This is a genomic window from Flavobacterium sp., assembly GCF_044348915.1.
GTDB lineage: Bacteria > Bacteroidota > Bacteroidia > Flavobacteriales > Flavobacteriaceae > Flavobacterium.
On the sequence record NZ_JBIKRX010000034.1, the window covers coordinates 1 to 19,383 of the forward strand.

Annotated in this window: 19 protein-coding genes; 13 read left to right on the forward strand and 6 right to left on the reverse strand. The window is 35.8% G+C overall.

The window, feature by feature from the left end:
• Nucleotides 1-568: 568 nt before the first annotated feature.
• The 3 genes from ACIQ1E_RS07630 to ACIQ1E_RS07640 are packed head-to-tail and all read right to left on the reverse strand — an operon-like array spanning nucleotide 569 to nucleotide 4,057.
• Complete coding sequence (locus tag ACIQ1E_RS07630) at nucleotides 569-1,558, reverse strand: glycoside hydrolase family 3 N-terminal domain-containing protein (RefSeq protein ID WP_396170192.1); 990 nt, start codon at nucleotides 1,556-1,558, stop codon at nucleotides 569-571.
• A gap of 35 nt (nucleotides 1,559-1,593) precedes the next feature.
• Complete coding sequence (locus ACIQ1E_RS07635) at nucleotides 1,594-2,970, reverse strand: sialate O-acetylesterase (RefSeq protein WP_396170194.1); 1,377 nt, start codon at nucleotides 2,968-2,970, stop codon at nucleotides 1,594-1,596.
• Nucleotides 2,960-4,057 (reverse strand): GDSL-type esterase/lipase family protein, encoded by a 1,098-nt coding sequence (locus ACIQ1E_RS07640; RefSeq protein ID WP_396170197.1) that lies wholly within the window; start codon nucleotides 4,055-4,057, stop codon nucleotides 2,960-2,962. The genes ACIQ1E_RS07635 and ACIQ1E_RS07640 overlap by 11 nt, the downstream gene beginning before the upstream one ends.
• A 322-nt stretch (nucleotides 4,058-4,379) precedes the next feature.
• On the opposite strand from ACIQ1E_RS07640, the gene hydG reads away from it, so the two are divergent.
• The 13 genes from hydG (at nucleotide 4,380) to ACIQ1E_RS07705 (ending at nucleotide 16,855) form a co-directional block, all read left to right on the forward strand.
• Entirely contained in the window at nucleotides 4,380-5,807 is a 1,428-nt protein-coding gene (hydG, locus tag ACIQ1E_RS07645) for a [FeFe] hydrogenase H-cluster radical SAM maturase HydG (protein ID WP_396170199.1), read from the forward strand.
• An 84-nt stretch (nucleotides 5,808-5,891) separates the two neighbouring features.
• On the forward strand, nucleotides 5,892-7,112 hold the full coding sequence (gene hydF / locus ACIQ1E_RS07650) for a [FeFe] hydrogenase H-cluster maturation GTPase HydF (protein ID WP_396170201.1): 1,221 nt from the start codon (nucleotides 5,892-5,894) through the stop codon (nucleotides 7,110-7,112).
• Between the two features lie 65 nt (nucleotides 7,113-7,177).
• A complete protein-coding gene (gene hydE / locus ACIQ1E_RS07655) occupies nucleotides 7,178-8,242 on the forward strand; it encodes a [FeFe] hydrogenase H-cluster radical SAM maturase HydE (protein ID WP_396170203.1) in 1,065 nt (354 codons plus the stop codon).
• Between the two features lie 89 nt (nucleotides 8,243-8,331).
• Entirely contained in the window at nucleotides 8,332-8,676 is a 345-nt protein-coding gene (locus ACIQ1E_RS07660) for a hypothetical protein (protein ID WP_396170205.1), read from the forward strand.
• A 135-nt stretch (nucleotides 8,677-8,811) separates the two neighbouring features.
• The gene (locus ACIQ1E_RS07665; protein ID WP_396170207.1) at nucleotides 8,812-9,225 is read left to right on the forward strand and encodes an ATP-binding protein; all 414 of its coding nucleotides are present in this window, start codon (nucleotides 8,812-8,814) and stop codon (nucleotides 9,223-9,225) included.
• A gap of 14 nt (nucleotides 9,226-9,239) precedes the next feature.
• Nucleotides 9,240-10,580, forward strand: a complete 1,341-nt coding sequence (locus ACIQ1E_RS07670; RefSeq protein WP_396170209.1) for a [Fe-Fe] hydrogenase large subunit C-terminal domain-containing protein — start codon at nucleotides 9,240-9,242, stop codon at nucleotides 10,578-10,580.
• Between the two features lie 33 nt (nucleotides 10,581-10,613).
• Nucleotides 10,614-10,949 carry a hypothetical protein gene (locus ACIQ1E_RS07675; protein ID WP_396170211.1) on the forward strand — a complete coding sequence of 112 codons (336 nt, stop codon included), beginning with the start codon at nucleotides 10,614-10,616 and terminating at the stop codon, nucleotides 10,947-10,949.
• A gap of 2 nt (nucleotides 10,950-10,951) precedes the next feature.
• A complete protein-coding gene (locus ACIQ1E_RS07680; RefSeq protein WP_396170212.1) occupies nucleotides 10,952-11,689 on the forward strand; it encodes a PHP domain-containing protein in 738 nt (245 codons plus the stop codon).
• A 5-nt stretch (nucleotides 11,690-11,694) separates the two neighbouring features.
• Complete coding sequence (locus ACIQ1E_RS07685) at nucleotides 11,695-12,234, forward strand: ATP-binding protein (protein WP_396170214.1); 540 nt, start codon at nucleotides 11,695-11,697, stop codon at nucleotides 12,232-12,234.
• A 16-nt stretch (nucleotides 12,235-12,250) separates the two neighbouring features.
• Entirely contained in the window at nucleotides 12,251-12,643 is a 393-nt protein-coding gene (locus tag ACIQ1E_RS07690; RefSeq protein WP_396170216.1) for a (2Fe-2S) ferredoxin domain-containing protein, read from the forward strand.
• A 121-nt stretch (nucleotides 12,644-12,764) separates the two neighbouring features.
• Nucleotides 12,765-14,558: an NADH-ubiquinone oxidoreductase-F iron-sulfur binding region domain-containing protein gene (locus tag ACIQ1E_RS07695; RefSeq protein WP_396170217.1), complete on the forward strand. Its 1,794-nt coding sequence runs from the start codon at nucleotides 12,765-12,767 to the stop codon at nucleotides 14,556-14,558.
• Nucleotides 14,559-14,577: 19 nt separating this feature from the next.
• On the forward strand, nucleotides 14,578-16,353 hold the full coding sequence (locus ACIQ1E_RS07700; protein WP_396170219.1) for an NADH-dependent [FeFe] hydrogenase, group A6: 1,776 nt from the start codon (nucleotides 14,578-14,580) through the stop codon (nucleotides 16,351-16,353).
• Between the two features lie 31 nt (nucleotides 16,354-16,384).
• Nucleotides 16,385-16,855 (forward strand): NAD(P)H-dependent oxidoreductase subunit E, encoded by a 471-nt coding sequence (locus ACIQ1E_RS07705; protein WP_396170221.1) that lies wholly within the window; start codon nucleotides 16,385-16,387, stop codon nucleotides 16,853-16,855.
• A gap of 117 nt (nucleotides 16,856-16,972) precedes the next feature.
• Here the strand turns inward: ACIQ1E_RS07705 and ACIQ1E_RS07710 are convergent, their stop codons facing one another.
• Genes ACIQ1E_RS07710 through ACIQ1E_RS07720 form a run of 3 tightly spaced genes read right to left on the reverse strand, consistent with a single transcriptional unit; the run spans nucleotide 16,973 to nucleotide 19,382 of the window.
• Nucleotides 16,973-17,542, reverse strand: coding sequence for a 2-oxoacid:acceptor oxidoreductase family protein (locus ACIQ1E_RS07710; protein ID WP_396170222.1), 570 nt, complete (start codon nucleotides 17,540-17,542; stop codon nucleotides 16,973-16,975).
• Between the two features lie 3 nt (nucleotides 17,543-17,545).
• The gene (locus tag ACIQ1E_RS07715; RefSeq protein WP_396170224.1) at nucleotides 17,546-18,322 is read right to left on the reverse strand and encodes a thiamine pyrophosphate-dependent enzyme; all 777 of its coding nucleotides are present in this window, start codon (nucleotides 18,320-18,322) and stop codon (nucleotides 17,546-17,548) included.
• Nucleotides 18,276-19,382 carry a 3-methyl-2-oxobutanoate dehydrogenase subunit VorB gene (locus ACIQ1E_RS07720; RefSeq protein WP_396170226.1) on the reverse strand — a complete coding sequence of 369 codons (1,107 nt, stop codon included), beginning with the start codon at nucleotides 19,380-19,382 and terminating at the stop codon, nucleotides 18,276-18,278. The genes ACIQ1E_RS07715 and ACIQ1E_RS07720 overlap by 47 nt, the downstream gene beginning before the upstream one ends.
• Between the last annotated feature and the right edge of the window lies 1 nt (nucleotide 19,383).

Below are 19,383 nucleotides of genomic sequence, written 5' to 3' on the forward strand. Positions count from 1 at the left end.
GCATCTTCCTTAAATCGCTTGTTAAATGTTATTGAATTCACACCTATAAATTTCTCCCTTGTACTCATTTGACAAAGGTAATACTATTTTCGTTTTTGGGCGGCCTAAACGCCTATACCTATTTCCTAATTCTAGTTTTCGAGTATTTCCTTGAGAAAAACCTAGAATTGTTGTTCCACTTAAAAGTAAAGTGAGGAGTAATTTTTTCATGATATTTTATATTGATGATATACTGTCATAACTTTCAGAATTGACAACTTTTTCAAAGCCATCTTACTTGTTTTGCGTGAGGGATGGCTGTGAAGCTCTTTTTATAGTTGGCTTTCTTTTGCCAACTATAAAAAAGCGGGAACGTACAGCCCGACCCTTGCGGTCAGGCCCAACTAAATATATGCAAACTGCGAAATATATTCTTTTTGTTATATTTTTAGCGAACAAAATACTATTAGCTAAAATAGCATACAATGATAAAAAACAACTGTAAAAAAATCTGATACTTTATTGTCAAAATACAATCAAAACTTGACAAAAAAAGTAAAGAAGGAAAATACGAAAAATAAAAGCCAATTTACAGAATTCGTTTTAATCCCGAAAAATCTTCACGATACTGTGTTGGAGTACGGTTTTTAAAAGCTTTGAAACTTCGGTTAAAATTCGCGATGTTTGTAAAACCAGACTTGTACGCAATTTCAGAGACACTCATATCTTTTTCTAGTAGCCATCTCGCTGCATATCCTATTCTAATGCCATTCACAAGATTAAAAGAATTCATAAAAGTTCGTATTCCGGCTTCCGTTGCAGCCTGAAATGGCGGAAAAACAATATTATACAGGTTCGAATTGCTGATATCTACGGTATTGCAATCTCGTCCAGCTTCGGCAAACCCGTAAGCGGCAAAATGTTTGGCGCAAGCCGCAATGGTATTTACTTTCAACAAATCAGCTTTAGTATCTCCCTGAAAGCCTTTGACTCTTGCGGTCGCAATTTTGCTTCCAAGAAATGGATCTTCACCTGCTCCTTCCATTACTCTACCCCAACGAGCATCTCTGTAAATATCGACCATCGGAGCAAAAGTCCAATTTATCCCCGATGCCGATGCTTCATCTGCAGCAATACTTGCCGATTTTTTAATAGCAGCTAAATCCCAACTCGCAGCTTCAGCCAAAGGGATTGGGCTCAAAGTTTTGTAGCCGTGAATCACATCGAAACCGATTATTAATGGTATTCCTAATCGAGTTTCTTCAACTGCAATTTTCTGTACCGCACGAACCTGTTTTACACCGCGAACCGAAAGCATAGAACCTACCCAGCCATCACGCAAATGTTTGTATTTCAATTCTGCGTTGCCTCCTTTAGGTGCAGGACCTGTAACCTCCCAAAAACCGTTGTATTGGTTCATTTGTCCTACTTTTTCCTCAAGTGTCATTTGTTTCATCAACAAATCAATGCGTTCCTCCATTGGTTTCGATTTGTCTAGATGCGCTTTGTTTTGTGCATTGCTTGTTCCAAGGGCAATTAGACAATAAATTCCGCTGTAAATTAAATTTTTAGTAATCATAAGTATATGTTGATTTCGTTAGTAATGAATTGAAATTATTCGCTTGTAAATGAAGATGCGGGCAAATTAGCTATATTGAAAAGTTGAGATTGAGCGTCATTTTTCCAAGCAAAACGGACTTTTACAGGTTTTTCTACTTTAACAGAATGTAATATTATCGTATTCTTTTTGATTGTTGCCTTCGCTTGATAAAATATCCCATCAGCAGTAGCCATCTCAAATTGGTCTGATTTATTATTTAAAAAGTACAATCCATCGGCATAATCAAATGAAACAATGGCCTTGTTTTTATCGATTTTGATTGATTTATAAAGTGGACCATTGACTAAGTTCTCATTGGTTTTATAAATATTGGCCAAAGCTAAATTCGCTAGACGGACTCCTACGGTTTTCTTATCTTTTGGATGAATGTCATCTATAGTAGAAATATCACTAGTAACTACCATAGCTGTTTTTGGTAATTGTAATGCTCTCCTTTGAAAATCTCTAATTAGAACACTACTGTAACGATCTTCCCCATTTTTGAAGGGTGCAATTTGAACAAAATAAAACGGAAAATCTTCTTTCCAAAGGGTTCTCCAAGAAGTAATCAAAGACAAGAATGTTTTATCATAAACATTCGAACCCACATTCGATTCCCCTTGATACCATAGAACTCCAGCGATTTTGAACCCTATTAATGGATTTATCATAGAGTTGAAAGTACTTCCAGGTTCAATGGGGCAATATTTGTTAGGATTGGTTCTTTTTGAAGCCTTTACTAATTCCTGATCGTTTAGAACTACATTGGCAGGCATCCAAACTTCTGCTGCTGTTGCTCCCCAAGCTGAGACTATCATTCCTATTGGAACATCTTTCAAATTTTCGGTGATTTGTTGAGCGAAAAAGTACGCAATGGCACTATTCTTTTTCATAGTTTCGGGGCTGCATTCTTCCCATTTTCCAAGCAAATTGTTTTGAGGCGTTTCGGCTGAAGCTTTTTCGACAGAAAAAAAACGAATAGTGGGATATGTTGCTTTTAAAGCTTCATTTTCCCCATCCGTTATGCCCCAATTGGCATTCATTTCCATATTAGATTGACCTGAACACAACCAAACTTCACCAACTAAAATATTTCTCAAAGCAATTTCATTGTATCCTTTCAGTAAAATAGTAAATGGGCCACCTTCTTTTGGAGTCGGGATCGAAATAGTCCAAAAAGCGTGACTGTTGGCTATAACTTTGTATTCTTGATTGTTCCAACTGGGCGTAATTTTGACTTCTTCTTTTGGATTTGCCCAACCCCAAATTTTAACTTCGGCATTGCGTTGTAAAACCATATTATCCGAAAACAGATTCGGCAGCGTAACATTGGCGAAAGCCGCAGACGAAATTACTAGAAAAAGAACAAGAATAAAACTGCTATTTTTCATCGAGTAGTTTTTTGAAATAAGGGATCAATTGGTCGGCCATCACTTTGTCATCGGCTATATTTGGGTGATAACCACACCCTTTGGGTGTCATCGGTTGAAATTCGAATAACTCAATTCTCTTATGAATTGTATCATTTTCGAATACTTGAATCACTTTCTTTAAGCACTTCACAAAAGTTAGATTCTTTTCACCCGAAACCATCGGACTGTTAAGCAAAACAATTCTAGTATTGGGCGCGTGTTGGTAAACCGTTTTAATAAAATTGATATAATTTGAAACAAATTTCTCTTCATTGAATGGCAACCTTGGCTTTTTTCCATCACCATTCGAAAGGTCATTTGTTCCCACACAAATACTTACCAAATCGGGTTGAAATTTAAAATCATACGGTTTTGAACTGTCTTTATTGAGATACAAATTTTCATAAACTTCAGGAATTATAGGCTCTTCGATGTGCTCATCATTCCAATTGCGATACATTCCGTAACCCGAAACAGAGCTCAACACATAATCAATATCCAAAGCACGCGAAAGTACTGGTCCATATGCCCAATAGGCATTGTGTTGGTCATACCAATCGCCAGTTCCACACGGAATAGTGGAATCATCGTTACCAAAACCACAGGTTATAGAATCTCCGATAAGTTCTATTTTCTTTTTGTTTGTTGACCTTGGACTTCCTACTACTTTAGCTGTTGTTCCAGAGAACAAAATCCCACCGTTGGCAGCTTCCGTAGCTTTGTAAATCGAAAGATGGTGTGTGTGTTTGTTTTCGGAAATCGCGACTGAAAAGTATTTTGCTTCTCCTTTTTCAATTCGAACTCTTCCAATGTCTCTACCATCAAGTTCTAAAGAAACATAATTATGATGATCTGCTAGACTTTGTAACGAAATGGAACAAGAATTTCCCGTGAAATCAAACGAAACTGATGATGCAGCACCGATTAAAATCACTTTATTTTCATCAAGAAGCTCGACTCTGCCTAAATGCACAAAAAGATTCCTTTTAGTTTCACTATTTTGCGCTGTGCCAACTACTGAAACAGTAAACAGCAGAAGAACTGTAAAAATCTTATTGAAATTCATAAATTTTCCTTTTAAACTGATTTGTAAAAATATAAAATTAACATTCTTAATTATGATACTAAAATAGCAAATTCTAATCGAAAAATGTTTGTTCGAACTGAATTCGCCACGAATCAATTTTATTATAAAATCAAATAAAAGAGACCGTTTTATCCTTTTTAAAGCAATAATTTTAAGGTTTTATTAACATAAAATTATATTAAAATTTTTAACTTTACTTAGAAATTGAGCTTCAAAATGTCTTATTGTCAAAATAAAGCGTTTTAATTAGTTTTTTTTTACGAAAAACTCAATTAGACAGAAAATCGTTAAGAATAATTTAATGAAATTTTCACCACAAAAATATTCTTTGCCTGACATTTCAATGCAGCCGTTTATAGATGCAAATGAAATAGGGACTATTTTGAAAAATACCAGCTCTTCAAAAGCAGCAGTCGACGAAGTTATTGCCAAATCTTTATCCAAAAAAAGACTCAATTTATCAGAAGTTGCGATTCTTATAAATGCGACAGACCCAAGTGCTATCCAAGCAATAAAAGAAGGTGCCAAAACATTGAAAAAGAATGTTTACGGCAACCGAATTGTCCTCTTTGCTCCTCTATATATTGGCAATAAATGCCAAAATAATTGCTCCTATTGTGGATTCCGAACCTCAAACAAAGAGGCAATTCGAAAAACGCTCGATGACCAGGAAATTATCAATGAAATAGAAGCTCTTGAGGATAACGGGCAAAAACGATTGGTTTTGGTTTATGGTGAGCACAAAGATTATAGCCCGGAATATATAGCACATACTGTAAAAGTTGCTTATAGTGTAAAAAAAGGCAATGGAGAAATCCGTAGAGTCAACATCAATGCGGCTCCAATGGATATTGAAGGCTTCAAAACTGTAAAGGAAGCTGGAATAGGAACCTTCCAAATATTTCAAGAAACTTACCATCCTGAAGCATATTCAAATTATCATTTGGGTGGAAAAAAAGCTAATTTCGAAAACAGACTTTCTGCCTTAGACCGAGCCCAAGAAGCAGGAATTGACGATGTCGGAATTGGTGTTTTGTTTGGTCTGTACGATTGGCGTTATGAAGTTTTAGCCTTGGTTCGGCACACGAATCATTTAGAAGCTTGCTACAATGTGGGACCACACACTATTTCTTTTCCAAGAATCAAAGAAGCGTCAGGATTTGATGTGAATCCAAACTTTGTTGTTTCTGATGAAGATTTCACCAAACTCATCGCTATTTTGAGATTGGCTGTTCCTTATACTGGAATGATTCTAACAGCTAGAGAACCTGCAGAACTTCGGGACGAAATTATACAATACGGCGTTTCACAAATCGATGGAGGAACCAAAATAGAACTAGGAGCTTATTCGAAAACGCTTAATGAGACCCAAAATCTCAACAAAGGCCAGTTTAAAGTGAACGACGAGCGTTCCTTGAATGAAATCGTTAATGAATTATTAGACAAAGAAATGATTCCTTCGTTTTGCACTGCTTGCTACCGTTTGGGTCGAACAGGCGAACATTTTATGGAATTTTCAGTTCCTGGATTTATAAAAAAATGTTGTATGCCAAATGCCACCTTGACCTTAGCGGAATATTTGATCGATTATGCCGATGAAGCTACGGCCGAGAAAGGTTGGAAATTAGTCGAGAAAACTATTGATGAAACCGAAAATAATAAGTTGAAAAAATCTTTGAAAGAAAGAATTGAACGAGTCAAATCTGGTGAACGAGATTTAATTTATTGAGGAAACTAGAAGTTTATCAATAGCCAACGTCCCGATAGCAATCGGGATTAACCGTTGGATGGAAAACAAGTAAATTATTGCCTTATGGATAAAGGTAAAGACAATAAACCACACATTGGAATCTACGGACGACGCAACGTAGGTAAAAGCTCATTTATCAATGCGCTGACAGGAATTGATGTGGCTATTGTTTCTGAAATAGCGGGAACCACTACTGATCCCGTTAAAAAATCTATTGAAATTTTCGGCATTGGTCCAGCCATCTTAGTGGACACCGCAGGAATTGACGATGTGGGCGACTTGGGTACAAAACGAATCCAAAAAACAATTCAAACCCTTGAACATATTGACGCGGCGATACTCTTAATTTCAAATAATAACTTTGGTTCTTTTGAACAAAAATTAATTGAGGAATTCAACAATTTTGACATTAAGTACATCATAATTCACAACAAGGAAGACCTTGAAAAACTGAGTTCTGAAACCACTTTACAAATCAAACAATTTTCTAAAGCTCCAGTTGAAATTTGCAGTATTTTAAAGTCGCAAAATATTGCAGAAGTCATCGAATTACTAAAAATTACGATTCCGGAAACTTCCTATCGAAAGAATACTTTATTGGGAGATATTATCCAAAAAGATGCTATCGTGATGCTAATTACGCCTGTAGATTCAGAAGCTCCCGATGGCCGAATGATTTTACCTCAAGCGATGGCAATCCGAGATATATTGGACAATAATGCTGTAAATATCGTACTTCGAGAAACCGAAGTGGAAACTTTTTTCAAAAAAACTTCAGTCCGACCAGACCTTGTAATCACCGACAGTCAGGCTTTTGAATATGTCAATAAAATTATTCCAAAAGAAATTCCGTTGACTAGTTTCAGCATTGTTTATGCTCGAATGCGCGGTCCATTTGAAGAATATGTAGATGGAGCAAAAAAACTTTCGAATTTAGAAAATGGAGATCGAATTCTGATACTGGAATCTTGCGTACATCAAGTCAGTTGCGAAGATATCGGTCGATTCAAAATCCCGAATTGGGTTCGAAAATTCAGCGGAAAAACAGTAGAATTTGATATTGCCGCAGGACTTTCAACAATACAAAAACCAATTACCGACTACCAATTGGTCATTCAATGTGGTGGTTGTATGATTACCCGAAAACAATTATTCAACCGGCTAAAACCTGCATTAGAAGCTGGAATTCAAGTGACGAATTACGGATTAGCCATCGCTTATATGAACGGAATTTTAGACCGAGTTGTAGAACCTTTTATGCAAAATGCCAATCAAGACCTATGAGGTTTTAAAAACCTCATAGGTCTGTTCGAAAAATTAATAAAACTTTGAAAACCTTTTCAAAAATAGTGAACCAAGATTCTTTCAACAAAGAAGACCTCATCAGGATGCTAAATGCTGACGAGGATGACCGAATTGTGTTGTTCAAAAAATCGAGAGAAATTACGGATTTGCAAATTGGCAACAAAGTTTATTTACGCGGTTTGATTGAATATTCTAATGTTTGCATCAAAGATTGTTTGTACTGTGGCATCCGAAAATCGAATAAAAATACCCAACGTTATACAGTTTCAGATGAAGATGTTCTTCAGTGTGCTCGCTATGCTTTGGAAAATAATTATGGAAGCATTGCCATTCAGGCGGGCGAACGAACAGACAAAATTTTCATCTCAAAAATCACCAGTTTACTTCAAAAAATCAAGGAATTAAGCAATGGAAAATTGGGAGTTACATTGTCATTAGGCGAACAAACATTGGATACATACAAAGAATGGTTCGATGCAGGAGCACATCGCTATTTATTGCGAATTGAAACTTCAAATAGAGAATTATATTCTAAAATTCATCCCGATAATGCCTTACATAGTTTTGACAAACGCATCGAAGCTTTGCAAAATATCCGAAAAGCAGGCTTCCAATTGGGAACTGGTGTAATGATTGGTTTACCATACCAAACCATAGAAAATTTGGCCGACGATTTATTGTTTTTGAAAGCTATGGATGTCGATATGGTAGGAATGGGACCTTATATTGAACATCTTGAAACGCCATTAAATGAAGTGCATCACCTACTCCACTCCCGTCAAGAACGCTTGGATTTGACTTTTAAAATGATTGCCTCTTTGCGGATTTTAATGAAAGACATCAACATTGTCGCCGCAACAGCCTTGCAAGCTATTGATAAAATGGGTCGTGAAAAAGCCATTCGATACGGAGCCAATATCTTGATGCCGAATATCACTCCTGGGAATTTCAGAAACAATTACAAACTCTACCAAGATAAACCTTGCACCGATGAAAATGCCGCAGATTGTAGCAGCTGTATCGACGTACGAATGAATATGATAGGAAGTCAAATTGGCTATAACGAATGGGGAGATTCAAAACATTTTAAAAAACAAAAACAAGTTTGAGTCAGTGAATTACTCCAATGAACTTTCGGAAATATAAAATGATTCAATGGAGTTAATTATCAAGTTTATAAACAAAAATATAATATCGAATGAATTTAAATCAAGTAGTTGAATTGTTAAATTCTAAAGTTATAACCAATAATTATAATCCTGATAAAAACATTCAAAAAGGAATTGCATCCGACTTAATGAGTGATGTATTAACCATCGATGTAGCTGACAGTTTATTGATGACGGGTTTAAGTAACCTTCAAACCATTCGAACAGCACAAATGGCTGAGATTGGAGTGATAGTTATAGCACGAAATAAAATAGTAGCCAAAGAAATGATTGAACTAGCTGAAGAAAACCATATCATATTATTGGAGTGTCGCTATTCATTATTCAAATCTGCAGGTATATTATACGGCAATGGTTTAGAATCTGTTTATTAATATTTTAAGATTTTGAAAACGCCACTAACAACGAGTTTGTTGCAAACAAACACTGATAAGTAAAAGGCAACCCGAGCTTGCGAACTGGCGAAGCACAGCATATATGACCGATAACAAAACAATAAATATCAACATATGAAACTAGATTTTTTTATCGAAGGAGGTGATTTTGCAAAAGTTGGAATTGCATCCAGCGAATTAAAAAAAACACTAAAGCAACTCAATGTTGATCCCAAAATCATCAGACGAACTGTTGTCGCATTATATGAAGCTGAGATTAATATTGTTGCTCATGCCTACAAAGGCAATATAACCATAAATATTAACTCTCATCAAATTGATATCACACTAGATGATAAAGGTCCTGGTATTCCAGATGTTGAATTAGCCATGAAGGAAGGTTATTCTACTGCGACAGCTAAAGTTAGAGAAATGGGGTTTGGAGCCGGTATGGGACTTGCCAATATAAGAAACAATAGTGATGAACTCAAAATAAACTCCATCGTAGGAGAAGGGACAAAAGTCAATATTATCATCAATATGAGTTAAAAGAATAGATTCACATGGAAGCAAAGTTTTTTCTACATAGCTTGAAAACGAATAAGGAACTCTGTATTGGATGTTCCCACTGCGTATCAGTTTGTCCCACAGAAGCACTTCGTGTAAAAAATGGCAAGTCAATATTGATGGAAAACCAATGTGTGGATTGTGGTGATTGTATGAGGGCTTGCCCTACTAAAGCCATAAATATTTCAAATGATGATTTCGATGAAATTTATGGATACAAATACAGAGTTGCCTTAATACCCGCAGTTTTTATAGGTCAATTTCCCGATGAAATTTCAATAAACCTCATATACAGCGCTATTCTAAAACTTGGTTTTACCCATATTTATGAATCCGAACAAGGTGTTGAAATCCTTAAAAATGCTTTGCCAGATTATCAAAATAAAAATAAGGATTCCAAACCATTATTATCCATTTTTTGTCCAGCTATAGTAAGATTAATTCAAGTGAGATTTCCATCATTAGTAGATAATTTAGTTTTGCAAAAACCACCATTTGAAATAGCCGCAACGTTTGTCCAAAAGGAACTTATAGATGCTGGAGCCCAAAAAGAAGAAATTGGAATTTTTTACATTACTCCTTGTGCCGCCAAAACTATAGCCATCAAAGATCCAGTAGGAAATTATAAGTCTCCAGTTACAGGAGCTATCAATATGGACGTGTTTTTCAACAGAACCTATACACTTATAAGTAAAGGAGGTTTGGAAATTGATCCGAATGTACATGTGGATTTACCATCTATTGAATCTGTTTTATATACATTGACTAAAGGTGAACTTTCCGTTGCAAAAGGAAAATGTTTAGCTATTGACGAAATTCATAATGTAATTAGTTTTTTAGATAAAGTCGAAAGTGAGGAAATTAAAGGTATAGATTATCTGGAATTGAGAGCATGTGATGAAAGTTGTGCTAATGGTGTATTAACAGTAAGAAATAAATTTCTAGCCGTAGATAGACTACAAAATTTGATTAAAGAAAGTCATGGTTTGAATCAACCTAATACCAGACCTCAATTTAGACCCATTATTGAACAATCTGATTATTTGATAAAAAATATCGATATAGATAAAGTCTTGCCAAGAGATATGATAAAATTTGATGACAATATTGATATTGCTCTTCAAAAAATGGAAAAAGTAAACGACATCTTGAATCTTCTCCCTAAAGTTGACTGCACGCTTTGTGGAGCCCCAAATTGCAAATCATTCGCTATAGATATTATGAATGAAAAATCAACCATCGAACATTGTATTTTTATTCAAAAAATGATGGAAGAAAAAGGAGAATTAACCCGTAAAGAAACCACCGTCAAGTTTAAAGATATTTGGGGTATTTAAAAAAATATATATAATCCGTTTAATACTAAAATTATGAATATTAAAGATGTAATAAATCAACTAGAATTGACAGTTCATTGTGGTAATAATGGTATAGAAAATGAAGTAATTGGAGGTTATACTTCTGATTTACTCAGTGATGTGATGGGGAATGCCCAAGCTGGAACGATTTGGATTACGTTGCAAACCCATAAAAATGTTATGGCTATTGCCTCATTAAAAGATTTGGCTGCCGTTATTTTGGTCAGAGACTTAAAACCAGATCCAGATATGGCAGAACAAAGCCATAGTGAAGGAATACCTGTTTTGGGAACTTCGAAAAGTGCTTTTGAAATTTCTGGTGCATTATTTAATTTATTAAACAAATAAAAATGAATCTCTTTAAAGCAGATTTACATATTCACACCGTATTATCTCCTTGTGGCTCACTTGATATGAGTCCCAAAGTGATTGTGAAAACTGCTTTGCAAAAAGGATTAGACATTATTGCTATTACAGATCATAATTCAACCAGACAATGTCTTGGGGTAACACAAGCAGCAGCTCATTCTAACTTAAAAGTTTTTTTAGGGGTAGAAGTAACTACCAAAGAAGAAATTCATTGTTTAGCTTACTTTGAAAATTTTGAATTATTAAACTGTTTTCAAGATTATATAGATCAATATTTGCCTGATTATAAGAACAATGCTGATAAGTTTGGCTATCAGGTCGTGGTTGATGCAGATGAAAATATAATCTATGAAGAAAGCAGGTTGCTGATAACCGGTTTAGATCAAAATATCAATCAAATAGAATTAAAAGTACGTGAATTAAACGGAATTTTCATTCCTGCACATATAAACAAGCCTAAATACAGTTTAATAGGCCAATTGGGTTTTATTCCTAATGATTTGAGAGTTGATGCTTATGAAGTGTCAAATCACATTACCAAAGAAGTAATGCGTAGTCAGAATATTTTTCTAAAAGATAAATCAATTTTACAGAATTCTGATGCTCATATTCCAGAATTAATTGGTAAATCATACAATATTTTGAAAATGGAGAAACCAACTTTCAAAGAATTTAAAATGGCTTTACATAATATAAATGGAAGAGAAATAGTAGGATGAAAAACATGGCATTACATATCATGGATATAGTTCAAAACTCAATCAAAGCAAAAGCAAGTGAGATAAGTGTTGACATCAATGTAAATGAGTTTCACCAAACAACAACAGTTGAAATTGAAGACAATGGAGTGGGTATGGATGCAATATTTTTAAAAAAGGTAATAGACCCATACACCACTTCTAGAACAACCAGAAATGTAGGATTGGGAATACCATTGCTAAAAATGAATTCCGAGATAACAGGCGGAAGTTTTATAATCGAATCTCAACCTAATCAAGGCACAAAAACACAAGCAATATTTTATAACAACCATATAGATTGCATTCCGTTGGGTGATATACCAGGAGTTATAATGCTGCTGATTGGAGCCAATCCTCTTATCAATTTAAAATATAAATTCCAAACACCTGATGGAGCGTTTAATTTAGACACCAGAGAAATAAAAGAAACAATTGAAGATATTCCCATCAATAATCCTGATGTTCTTCATTTTATCAAAGAAATGATTCAGGAAAATATGGATAAAATATATATAAAATATTAATATAAAATCATTCAATATGTCAAAAGTAAAATCACTTGGAGATTTGAGAAAAATCAAAGAAAACATTAAATCCAGAATGGATTTGCGCGAAAAAAGCGAGGACATCGAAAATATTATTCAGGTAAAAGTGGCTATGGCGACTTGCGGAATTGCATCTGGAGCAAAGGAAGTAATGGAATATTTTATTGCCGAACTTCATAAACGTCGTATTAATGCTGTAGTAACTCAAACAGGCTGTATGGGTTATTGTTATGCAGAACCCACCATCGAGTTATCTATGCCAGGAGAATTACCTGTTGTTTATGGAAATGTCAACTTTAAAAAAGCTGATGAAATCATGGAAAAACACATCATTAGAGGTGAGATGACCGATGGAATTATTCCTGTTAATTATCTAACAGTAGATTAAAAATAACTCAAAAGTAAGATGACAAAGCCATAACAAATTTTGATTCAACCCAAAATTTATATGAAGTTCAGGTAACTATCAAAATCCATTTTACTTTTAAATAACTAGTAATAATAGAAATATGAAAAATTACAGAATGCACCTTTTGGTCTGCGGTGGAACGGGTTGCCACGCATCACAAAGCAAAGAATTATTAGAAAATTTTAAAAACACCTTAATAGAGAAGAACTTGCAAGACGAAGTACACGTAATTGCAACTGGTTGTTTCGGTTTTTGTGAGAAAGGACCTATTGTAAAAGTAATGCCCGACAATACTTTTTATACTCAGGTTTTACCCATTGATGCCAGCGAAATAATAAACGAACATGTGATAAAGGGCAGAAAAGTAGAACGTTTACTCTATATTGACCCAATCAAAGAGAAAACGATTTCTGATTCGAAAAACATGGATTTCTATAAAAAACAATTGCGTATTGCCTTACGCAATTGCGGATTTATAGATCCTGAAAATATTGACGAATATATTTCCCGAGATGGTTATGAAGCATTGGCAAAATGTACTACACAATGGACCCCTCAACAAGTTATTGATGAAATTAAATTATCCGGTTTAAGAGGTCGTGGAGGCGGAGGTTTTCCAACTGGTTTGAAATGGAAAATTACTAGCAAAAGTGTAGCCGACCAAAAATATGTGGTTTGTAATGCCGATGAAGGAGATCCTGGTGCATTTATGGATCGTTCTATTTTAGAAGGAGATCCGCATTCTATTATTGAATCCATGGCTATCTGTGGCTACTCAATTGGTGCTAACATAGGTTTGGTATATATCAGAGCAGAATATCCTCTGGCTATCAAGCGATTAAAAATAGCTTTAGACCAAGCCAGAGCTTATGGTCTTTTGGGTGATAATATATTTGGAACGGATTTCTCATTTGACATTAATATTAAATATGGTGCAGGCGCATTTGTCTGTGGCGAAGAAACTGCCTTGATACATTCTATGGAAGGTTTGCGCGGTGAACCTACTCTCAAACCTCCTTTTCCGAGTGTTTCTGGTTATTTAGAAAAACCAACCAACGTGAATAACGTTGAAACATTAGCCAATATACCCGCAATCATAAACAAAGGAGGAGCGTGGTATTCAACCATAGGTACCGAAAAATCCAAAGGAACCAAAGTGTTTGCCTTAGCAGGAAACATAAACAATGTAGGGTTGATAGAAGTACCTATGGGAATCACTCTGAGAGAAATAATTTTTGAAATTGGTGGAGGAATTAAAGACGGTAAAAAATTCAAAGCCGTGCAAACAGGTGGTCCTTCTGGTGGATGTTTGACAGAAAAACATTTAGACATACCCATTGATTTTGACACACTCACTGCAGCTGGCTCAATGATGGGATCTGGCGGTATGATAGTGATGGACGAAGATAATTGTATGGTTTCGATGGCTCGATTTTATCTGGAATTTATTGTTGAAGAATCTTGTGGCAAATGTGCTCCTTGCAGAATTGGGAATAAAAGATTGCACGAGATGCTTGAAAAATTATGCGATGGTAAGGGAACCCTTGAGGATTTAGATTTACTTAAAAATTTAAGTGTAGTTGTAAAAGAAACTTCTTTGTGTGGATTAGGACAAACTTCTCCAAATCCAATTCTTTCTACTATAAATAATTTCTACGACGAATACTATGCTCACGTGGCTGAACACAAATGTCCGAGTGGTCAATGCAAATCCTTTATGAGGTATTATATCAGCGAGGAGAATTGTATTGGTTGCCTAGTTTGCGCCAGAAAATGTCCAGTAGGGGCAATAACAGGAGAGAAAAAGACGGTTCATGTGATCAATCAGGAACTTTGTACCAAATGTGGAATCTGCATGGAAAAATGCAAGTTTCATGCTGTTTACTTAAATTAATTCTATAATAAAAAGCTATATGGATACGATTAGCATAAAAATCGACAATAAGAATTTTCAGGTTGAAAAAGGCACAACAATATTGGATGCCGCAAAAAGTGTGGGTATAAATATTCCAACCTTGTGTTATATGCACTTACACGATTTAAACACCACTCACAATCCTTCAGGATGCCGGATTTGTGTTGTGGAAGTTGTAGGTCGAAAGAATTTAGTTCCTGCCTGCGCTACAGAATGCCTACCTGGAATGGAAATAAAAAACCAAACCATTAGAGTTTTAAATAGTCGAAAAACCGTATTGGAATTGATTCTTAGTGACCATCCCACTGATTGTTTGATCTGTGCCAAAAATGGACATTGCGACCTTCAAACGATGGCACAACAAATGGGAATTCGAGAAATTCATTATAAAGGCGAACAATCACATTATATCAAAGACACTTCTCCTGCCATCAAACGTGATATGGACAAATGTATAGGTTGCCGAAGATGCGTTACAATGTGCAATGATGTTCAGACAGTAGGAGCTTTATCTGCTATTAACAGAGGTTTTATGTCAGTAGTCGCACCTGCTTTTCAAATGAATTTAGAAGAAAGTGTTTGTACCTATTGTGGTCAATGCGTAGCTGTTTGTCCAACGGCGGCTTTAACCGAAGCAGACCATACCAGTTTCGTAATCAGAGCATTGGCAGACCCATCTAAAACAGTTATTGTACAAACAGCACCAGCAGTTAGAGTAGCTTTAGGCGAAGAATTCGGATATGATCCAGGTACAATTGTTACTGGCAAAATGACTGCGGCACTTAAAGATTTAGGTTTTAATTATGTTTTTGATACTGATTTCGCCGCTGACCTTACCATTATGGAAGAAGCAGCAGAATTATTAGATAGATTAACAAGACATCTAAATGGTGACACTACAGTAAAATTACCATTATTAACTTCTTGTTGTCCAGGTTGGGTCAGCTTCTTTGAGCATCAATTTCCAGATATGAAGGAAATTCCTTCAACGGCTCGTTCCCCACAACAAATGTTTGGCGCTATTGCCAAAACCTATTTAGCCGATAAACTAGGCATCAATCGTGAAAATATGGTTGTGGTTTCTATTATGCCTTGTTTGGCAAAAAAATACGAATGCAGCCGAGATGAATTTAAAACGAATGGAAATCCGGATGTAGATTATGTACTATCGACTAGAGAATTAGCCCGATTAATCAAACAAGCGAGCATTGATTTTGAAAGTTTAACACCCGTAGAATTTGATCATCCAATGGGAGAATCATCAGGAGCTGGAGTAATTTTCGGAACCACGGGAGGTGTAATCGAAGCTGCAGTTAGAACTGCTTATGAGGCTTTTACAAAACAAAAATTGCACAAAGTCGATTTCAAACAACTCAGAGGAATGGATTGGATTAGAGAATCGACTATCGATTTTAATGGCACACCTATCAAGATTGGAATTGCTCACGGTTTAGGTAATGCCCGTAAACTTCTTGAGGAAATTAGAGAAGGTAAGTCTCAATACCACGCCATCGAAATTATGGCTTGTCCTGGCGGATGCATTGGTGGCGGAGGTCAGCCTTTGCACCACGGAGATTCAAATATTTTATTGGCAAGACAAAAAGCGATTTATTCTGAAGACGAAGCTAAAGTCATTCGAAAATCTCATGAAAATCCATCTATTCAAAAATTGTATAGTGAGTTTCTTGGAAGTCCAATGAGTGAGAAAGCACATCAGTTGTTACACACTCATTATTTTGACAAGAGCAAACACATAGAAATCACTAAAGATTAATTTATTATTCAATAATTAAAACAGAATAACAATGATGACAATATGCGAAAATAATGTCGCCAAAATAAAAGAAATTTGCGAAGAATTTAATAGAGATAAAGGAGAATTAATCAATGTGCTACACAAAACTCAAACCACATTTGGGTATTTACCCGAGGAGGTTCAGGAAATAGTAGCCGAAAACTTAAACACTTCTCTAGCCCATGTTTATGGTGTGGTTTCTTTTTACTCCTTTTTTACTATGATTCCAAAAGGTGAACATCCCATCAATATTTGTATGGGAACAGCCTGTTATGTTCGGGGTGCCGAAAAAATAATTAATGAATTCCGAACATTACTAGACATAAAAGTCGGGGAAACAACAAAAGACGAAAAATTCTCCCTTAGCAGTTTAAGATGCATCGGAGCCTGTGGATTAGCTCCAGTAGTATTAGTAGGAGATAAAGTGTATGGGCGAGTAACACTCGATAGTGTGAAAGATATTTTGGATGAATACAAGTAAAGTGAGATTGTTAACTATTGTTCTTAAATTTCAAGACCTATGAGGTTTTAAAAACCTCATAGGTCTTTTATAAAAAAATCAATCGGTTACTAATTCAAAATGATTCATACTACTTTTTTAATTTTGCAAAACAGGTTCTACAACTTGGTAAGGAACAATACTATTCATTCCCATCGTAATAGCTTCAAGATTTAATGGAATTAAATCATGATAGCGTTCAGAGATTGATTTTTTCAAACCCTCTATAACATTCTCTATTTTAATTATTGGTTTTTCTTTCAAATATCCTCCTAATATCACCATATTGAATATTTTTTTATTTCCCATTTCGGTTGCCAATTTAGTGCCTTCAATTTGAAAAATTTTAATATCTTTTCTCGTAGGATGTGAAGTAATTCCATTGGGATCATAAATTAAGATCCCTCCAGGTTTTACAAATTCCTCAAATTTATCCATCGATTGTTGGTTCAATATAATAGCAGTATCGACAACTTTCAGGTATGGAGAACTAATTCTTTCATCGCTAAGAATAACGGTCACATTTGCAGTACCACCGCGCATTTCAGGTCCGTAAGAAGGCATCCAACTCACCTCTTGATCTTGCATAATCCCGGAATAGGCCAATATTTTCCCCATTGACAATACTCCTTGCCCACCAAAACCAGCGATAATAATTTCTTCAGTCATTATTTATACTTTTAATTTTCCTTCCACTTTTATATCTCCAAGCGGAAAATAGGGAAACATATTTTCTTCCATCCAAATATTCGAATCGTTAGGCGTCATTTTCCACCCCGAATTACAATTTGAAAGGATTTCAATAAAGGAAAGTCCTTTTTTCAATCTTGTGTTTTCAAAGGCCTGCTTAATCGCTATTTTAGCTTTTCGCGCGTGTTTATGAGTATGAATGGCATGTCGGCTTGCAGAATATACACCAGGAAGATTCGCAATTAACTCGGTAATTTTTAAAGGAGAACCCATAGAAGCAATTTCTCTTCCGTAAGGCGAAGTCGATGATTTCATACCTGCTAGAGTCGTCGGAGCCATTTGACCTCCAGTCATTCCGTAAATTCCATTATTAACAAAAAAGATAACCATATTCTCGCCTCTATTGCAAGCGTGAATGGTTTCGGCTGTGCCAATGGCAGCTAAATCACCGTCACCCTGATAGGTAAAAATATATTTTTCGGGCCAAGTTCTAACTATAGCGGTGGCCACTGCAGGAGCACGACCGTGAGCGGCTTGTACCATATCGATATTCATAAAATCATAAGCCAAAACAGAACATCCCACCGGTGCAACACCAATAGTATCGGCTGAAATACCCATTTCATCAACGACTTCCATAATTAAATTATTGACCGTTCCGTGACCACAGCCGGGACAGTACGACAAGGCATTACCAGTCATTAATTGCGATTTACAGAATACTTGATTCTCTGGTTTTATGATGTCTAAAACTTCCATTGTTGGTGATTTTTTGTTCTAAAGCGGCTACTATTTCTTCTGGAGTATGAATGATTCCTCCCGTTCTACCAAAATGCTGTACTGGCACTTTATGTTCAACCGAAAGCCTTACGTCTTCAACCATTTGGCCTGCATTGAGCTCTACGCTTAAAATGCCTTTGACTTGATCAGCCAATTCTAATAATTCTTGTTTTGGAAATGGAAACAAAGTTATGGGTCTCAATAAACCCACTTTTATTCCTTTGGCTCGAGCCAATTCAACTGCTTTTTGTGAAATTCTAGCACTTGAACCATACGCCACAATCAGATATTCGGTGTCGTCGCACTGTATTTTTTCAAAACGCAAGTCCTCCTTTTCCATTTGCGCATATTTCTTTTGTAATCTATGCACTCTAGCTTCCATTTTTTCGGATTGTAAATCGAGAGAAGTTATAATATTGCGTTCTCGTCCTTTCTTACCCGTTGCAGCCCAATCTCCATTTTGTTCGATCAATTCGGCATCCGTCAATCTCGGTTTTTGATCTTTTAGAATCACTTTTTCCATCATTTGACCAATCAATCCATCCGAAAGAATCAATACTGGCGCACGATATTTAAAGGCAATATCAAAAGCATCTTCGACAAAATCGGCCATTTCCTGAACCGAAGCTGGTGCTAAAACATACAATTTATAATCACCATGTCCTCCTCCTTTTACAGATTGAAAATAATCGGCTTGCGAGGGTTGAATAGTTCCTAAACCTGGTCCGCCACGAACAACATTTACAATCACCGCTGGCAATTCGGCGCCAGCCAAATAAGAAATCCCCTCTAATTTCAAAGAAATCCCAGGACTTGAGGACGATGTTAAGGCTTTTTTTCCGGTACTTGCAGCACCATAAACCATGTTGATTGCTGCTATTTCGCTTTCTGCTTGTAGAACCACCATTCCGGTTCGCTTTTCAGGACGCTCTGTCATTAAATATTCGATAATTTCTGTTTGTGGAGTAATCGGATAACCAAAATAAGCATCAACTCCAGCTCTAATCGCCGCTTCAGCCAAGGCTTCGTTTCCTTTCATT

What these genes read in the sequence shown, in the direction of transcription:
- ACIQ1E_RS07635 (WP_396170194.1), bottom strand. Translation starts at nt 2,970, where the DNA reads ATGAAAAATAGCAGTTTTATTCTTGTTCTTTTTCTAGTAATTTCGTCT.
- ACIQ1E_RS07665 (WP_396170207.1), top strand. Translation starts at nt 8,812, where the DNA reads ATGAAACTAGATTTTTTTATCGAAGGAGGTGATTTTGCAAAAGTTGGA.
- ACIQ1E_RS07720 (WP_396170226.1), bottom strand. Translation starts at nt 19,382, where the DNA reads ATGAAAGGAAACGAAGCCTTGGCTGAAGCGGCGATTAGAGCTGGAGTT.
- hydF (WP_396170201.1), top strand. Translation starts at nt 5,892, where the DNA reads ATGGATAAAGGTAAAGACAATAAACCACACATTGGAATCTACGGACGA.
- ACIQ1E_RS07700 (WP_396170219.1), top strand. Translation starts at nt 14,578, where the DNA reads ATGGATACGATTAGCATAAAAATCGACAATAAGAATTTTCAGGTTGAA.
- ACIQ1E_RS07640 (WP_396170197.1), bottom strand. Translation starts at nt 4,057, where the DNA reads ATGAATTTCAATAAGATTTTTACAGTTCTTCTGCTGTTTACTGTTTCA.
- ACIQ1E_RS07670 (WP_396170209.1), top strand. Translation starts at nt 9,240, where the DNA reads ATGGAAGCAAAGTTTTTTCTACATAGCTTGAAAACGAATAAGGAACTC.
- ACIQ1E_RS07690 (WP_396170216.1), top strand. Translation starts at nt 12,251, where the DNA reads ATGTCAAAAGTAAAATCACTTGGAGATTTGAGAAAAATCAAAGAAAAC.
- hydG (WP_396170199.1), top strand. Translation starts at nt 4,380, where the DNA reads ATGAAATTTTCACCACAAAAATATTCTTTGCCTGACATTTCAATGCAG.
- ACIQ1E_RS07710 (WP_396170222.1), bottom strand. Translation starts at nt 17,542, where the DNA reads ATGACTGAAGAAATTATTATCGCTGGTTTTGGTGGGCAAGGAGTATTG.
- ACIQ1E_RS07715 (WP_396170224.1), bottom strand. Translation starts at nt 18,322, where the DNA reads ATGGAAGTTTTAGACATCATAAAACCAGAGAATCAAGTATTCTGTAAA.
- ACIQ1E_RS07630 (WP_396170192.1), bottom strand. Translation starts at nt 1,558, where the DNA reads ATGATTACTAAAAATTTAATTTACAGCGGAATTTATTGTCTAATTGCC.
- ACIQ1E_RS07680 (WP_396170212.1), top strand. Translation starts at nt 10,952, where the DNA reads ATGAATCTCTTTAAAGCAGATTTACATATTCACACCGTATTATCTCCT.
- ACIQ1E_RS07695 (WP_396170217.1), top strand. Translation starts at nt 12,765, where the DNA reads ATGAAAAATTACAGAATGCACCTTTTGGTCTGCGGTGGAACGGGTTGC.
- ACIQ1E_RS07660 (WP_396170205.1), top strand. Translation starts at nt 8,332, where the DNA reads ATGAATTTAAATCAAGTAGTTGAATTGTTAAATTCTAAAGTTATAACC.
- ACIQ1E_RS07685 (WP_396170214.1), top strand. Translation starts at nt 11,695, where the DNA reads ATGGCATTACATATCATGGATATAGTTCAAAACTCAATCAAAGCAAAA.
- ACIQ1E_RS07705 (WP_396170221.1), top strand. Translation starts at nt 16,385, where the DNA reads ATGATGACAATATGCGAAAATAATGTCGCCAAAATAAAAGAAATTTGC.
- ACIQ1E_RS07675 (WP_396170211.1), top strand. Translation starts at nt 10,614, where the DNA reads ATGAATATTAAAGATGTAATAAATCAACTAGAATTGACAGTTCATTGT.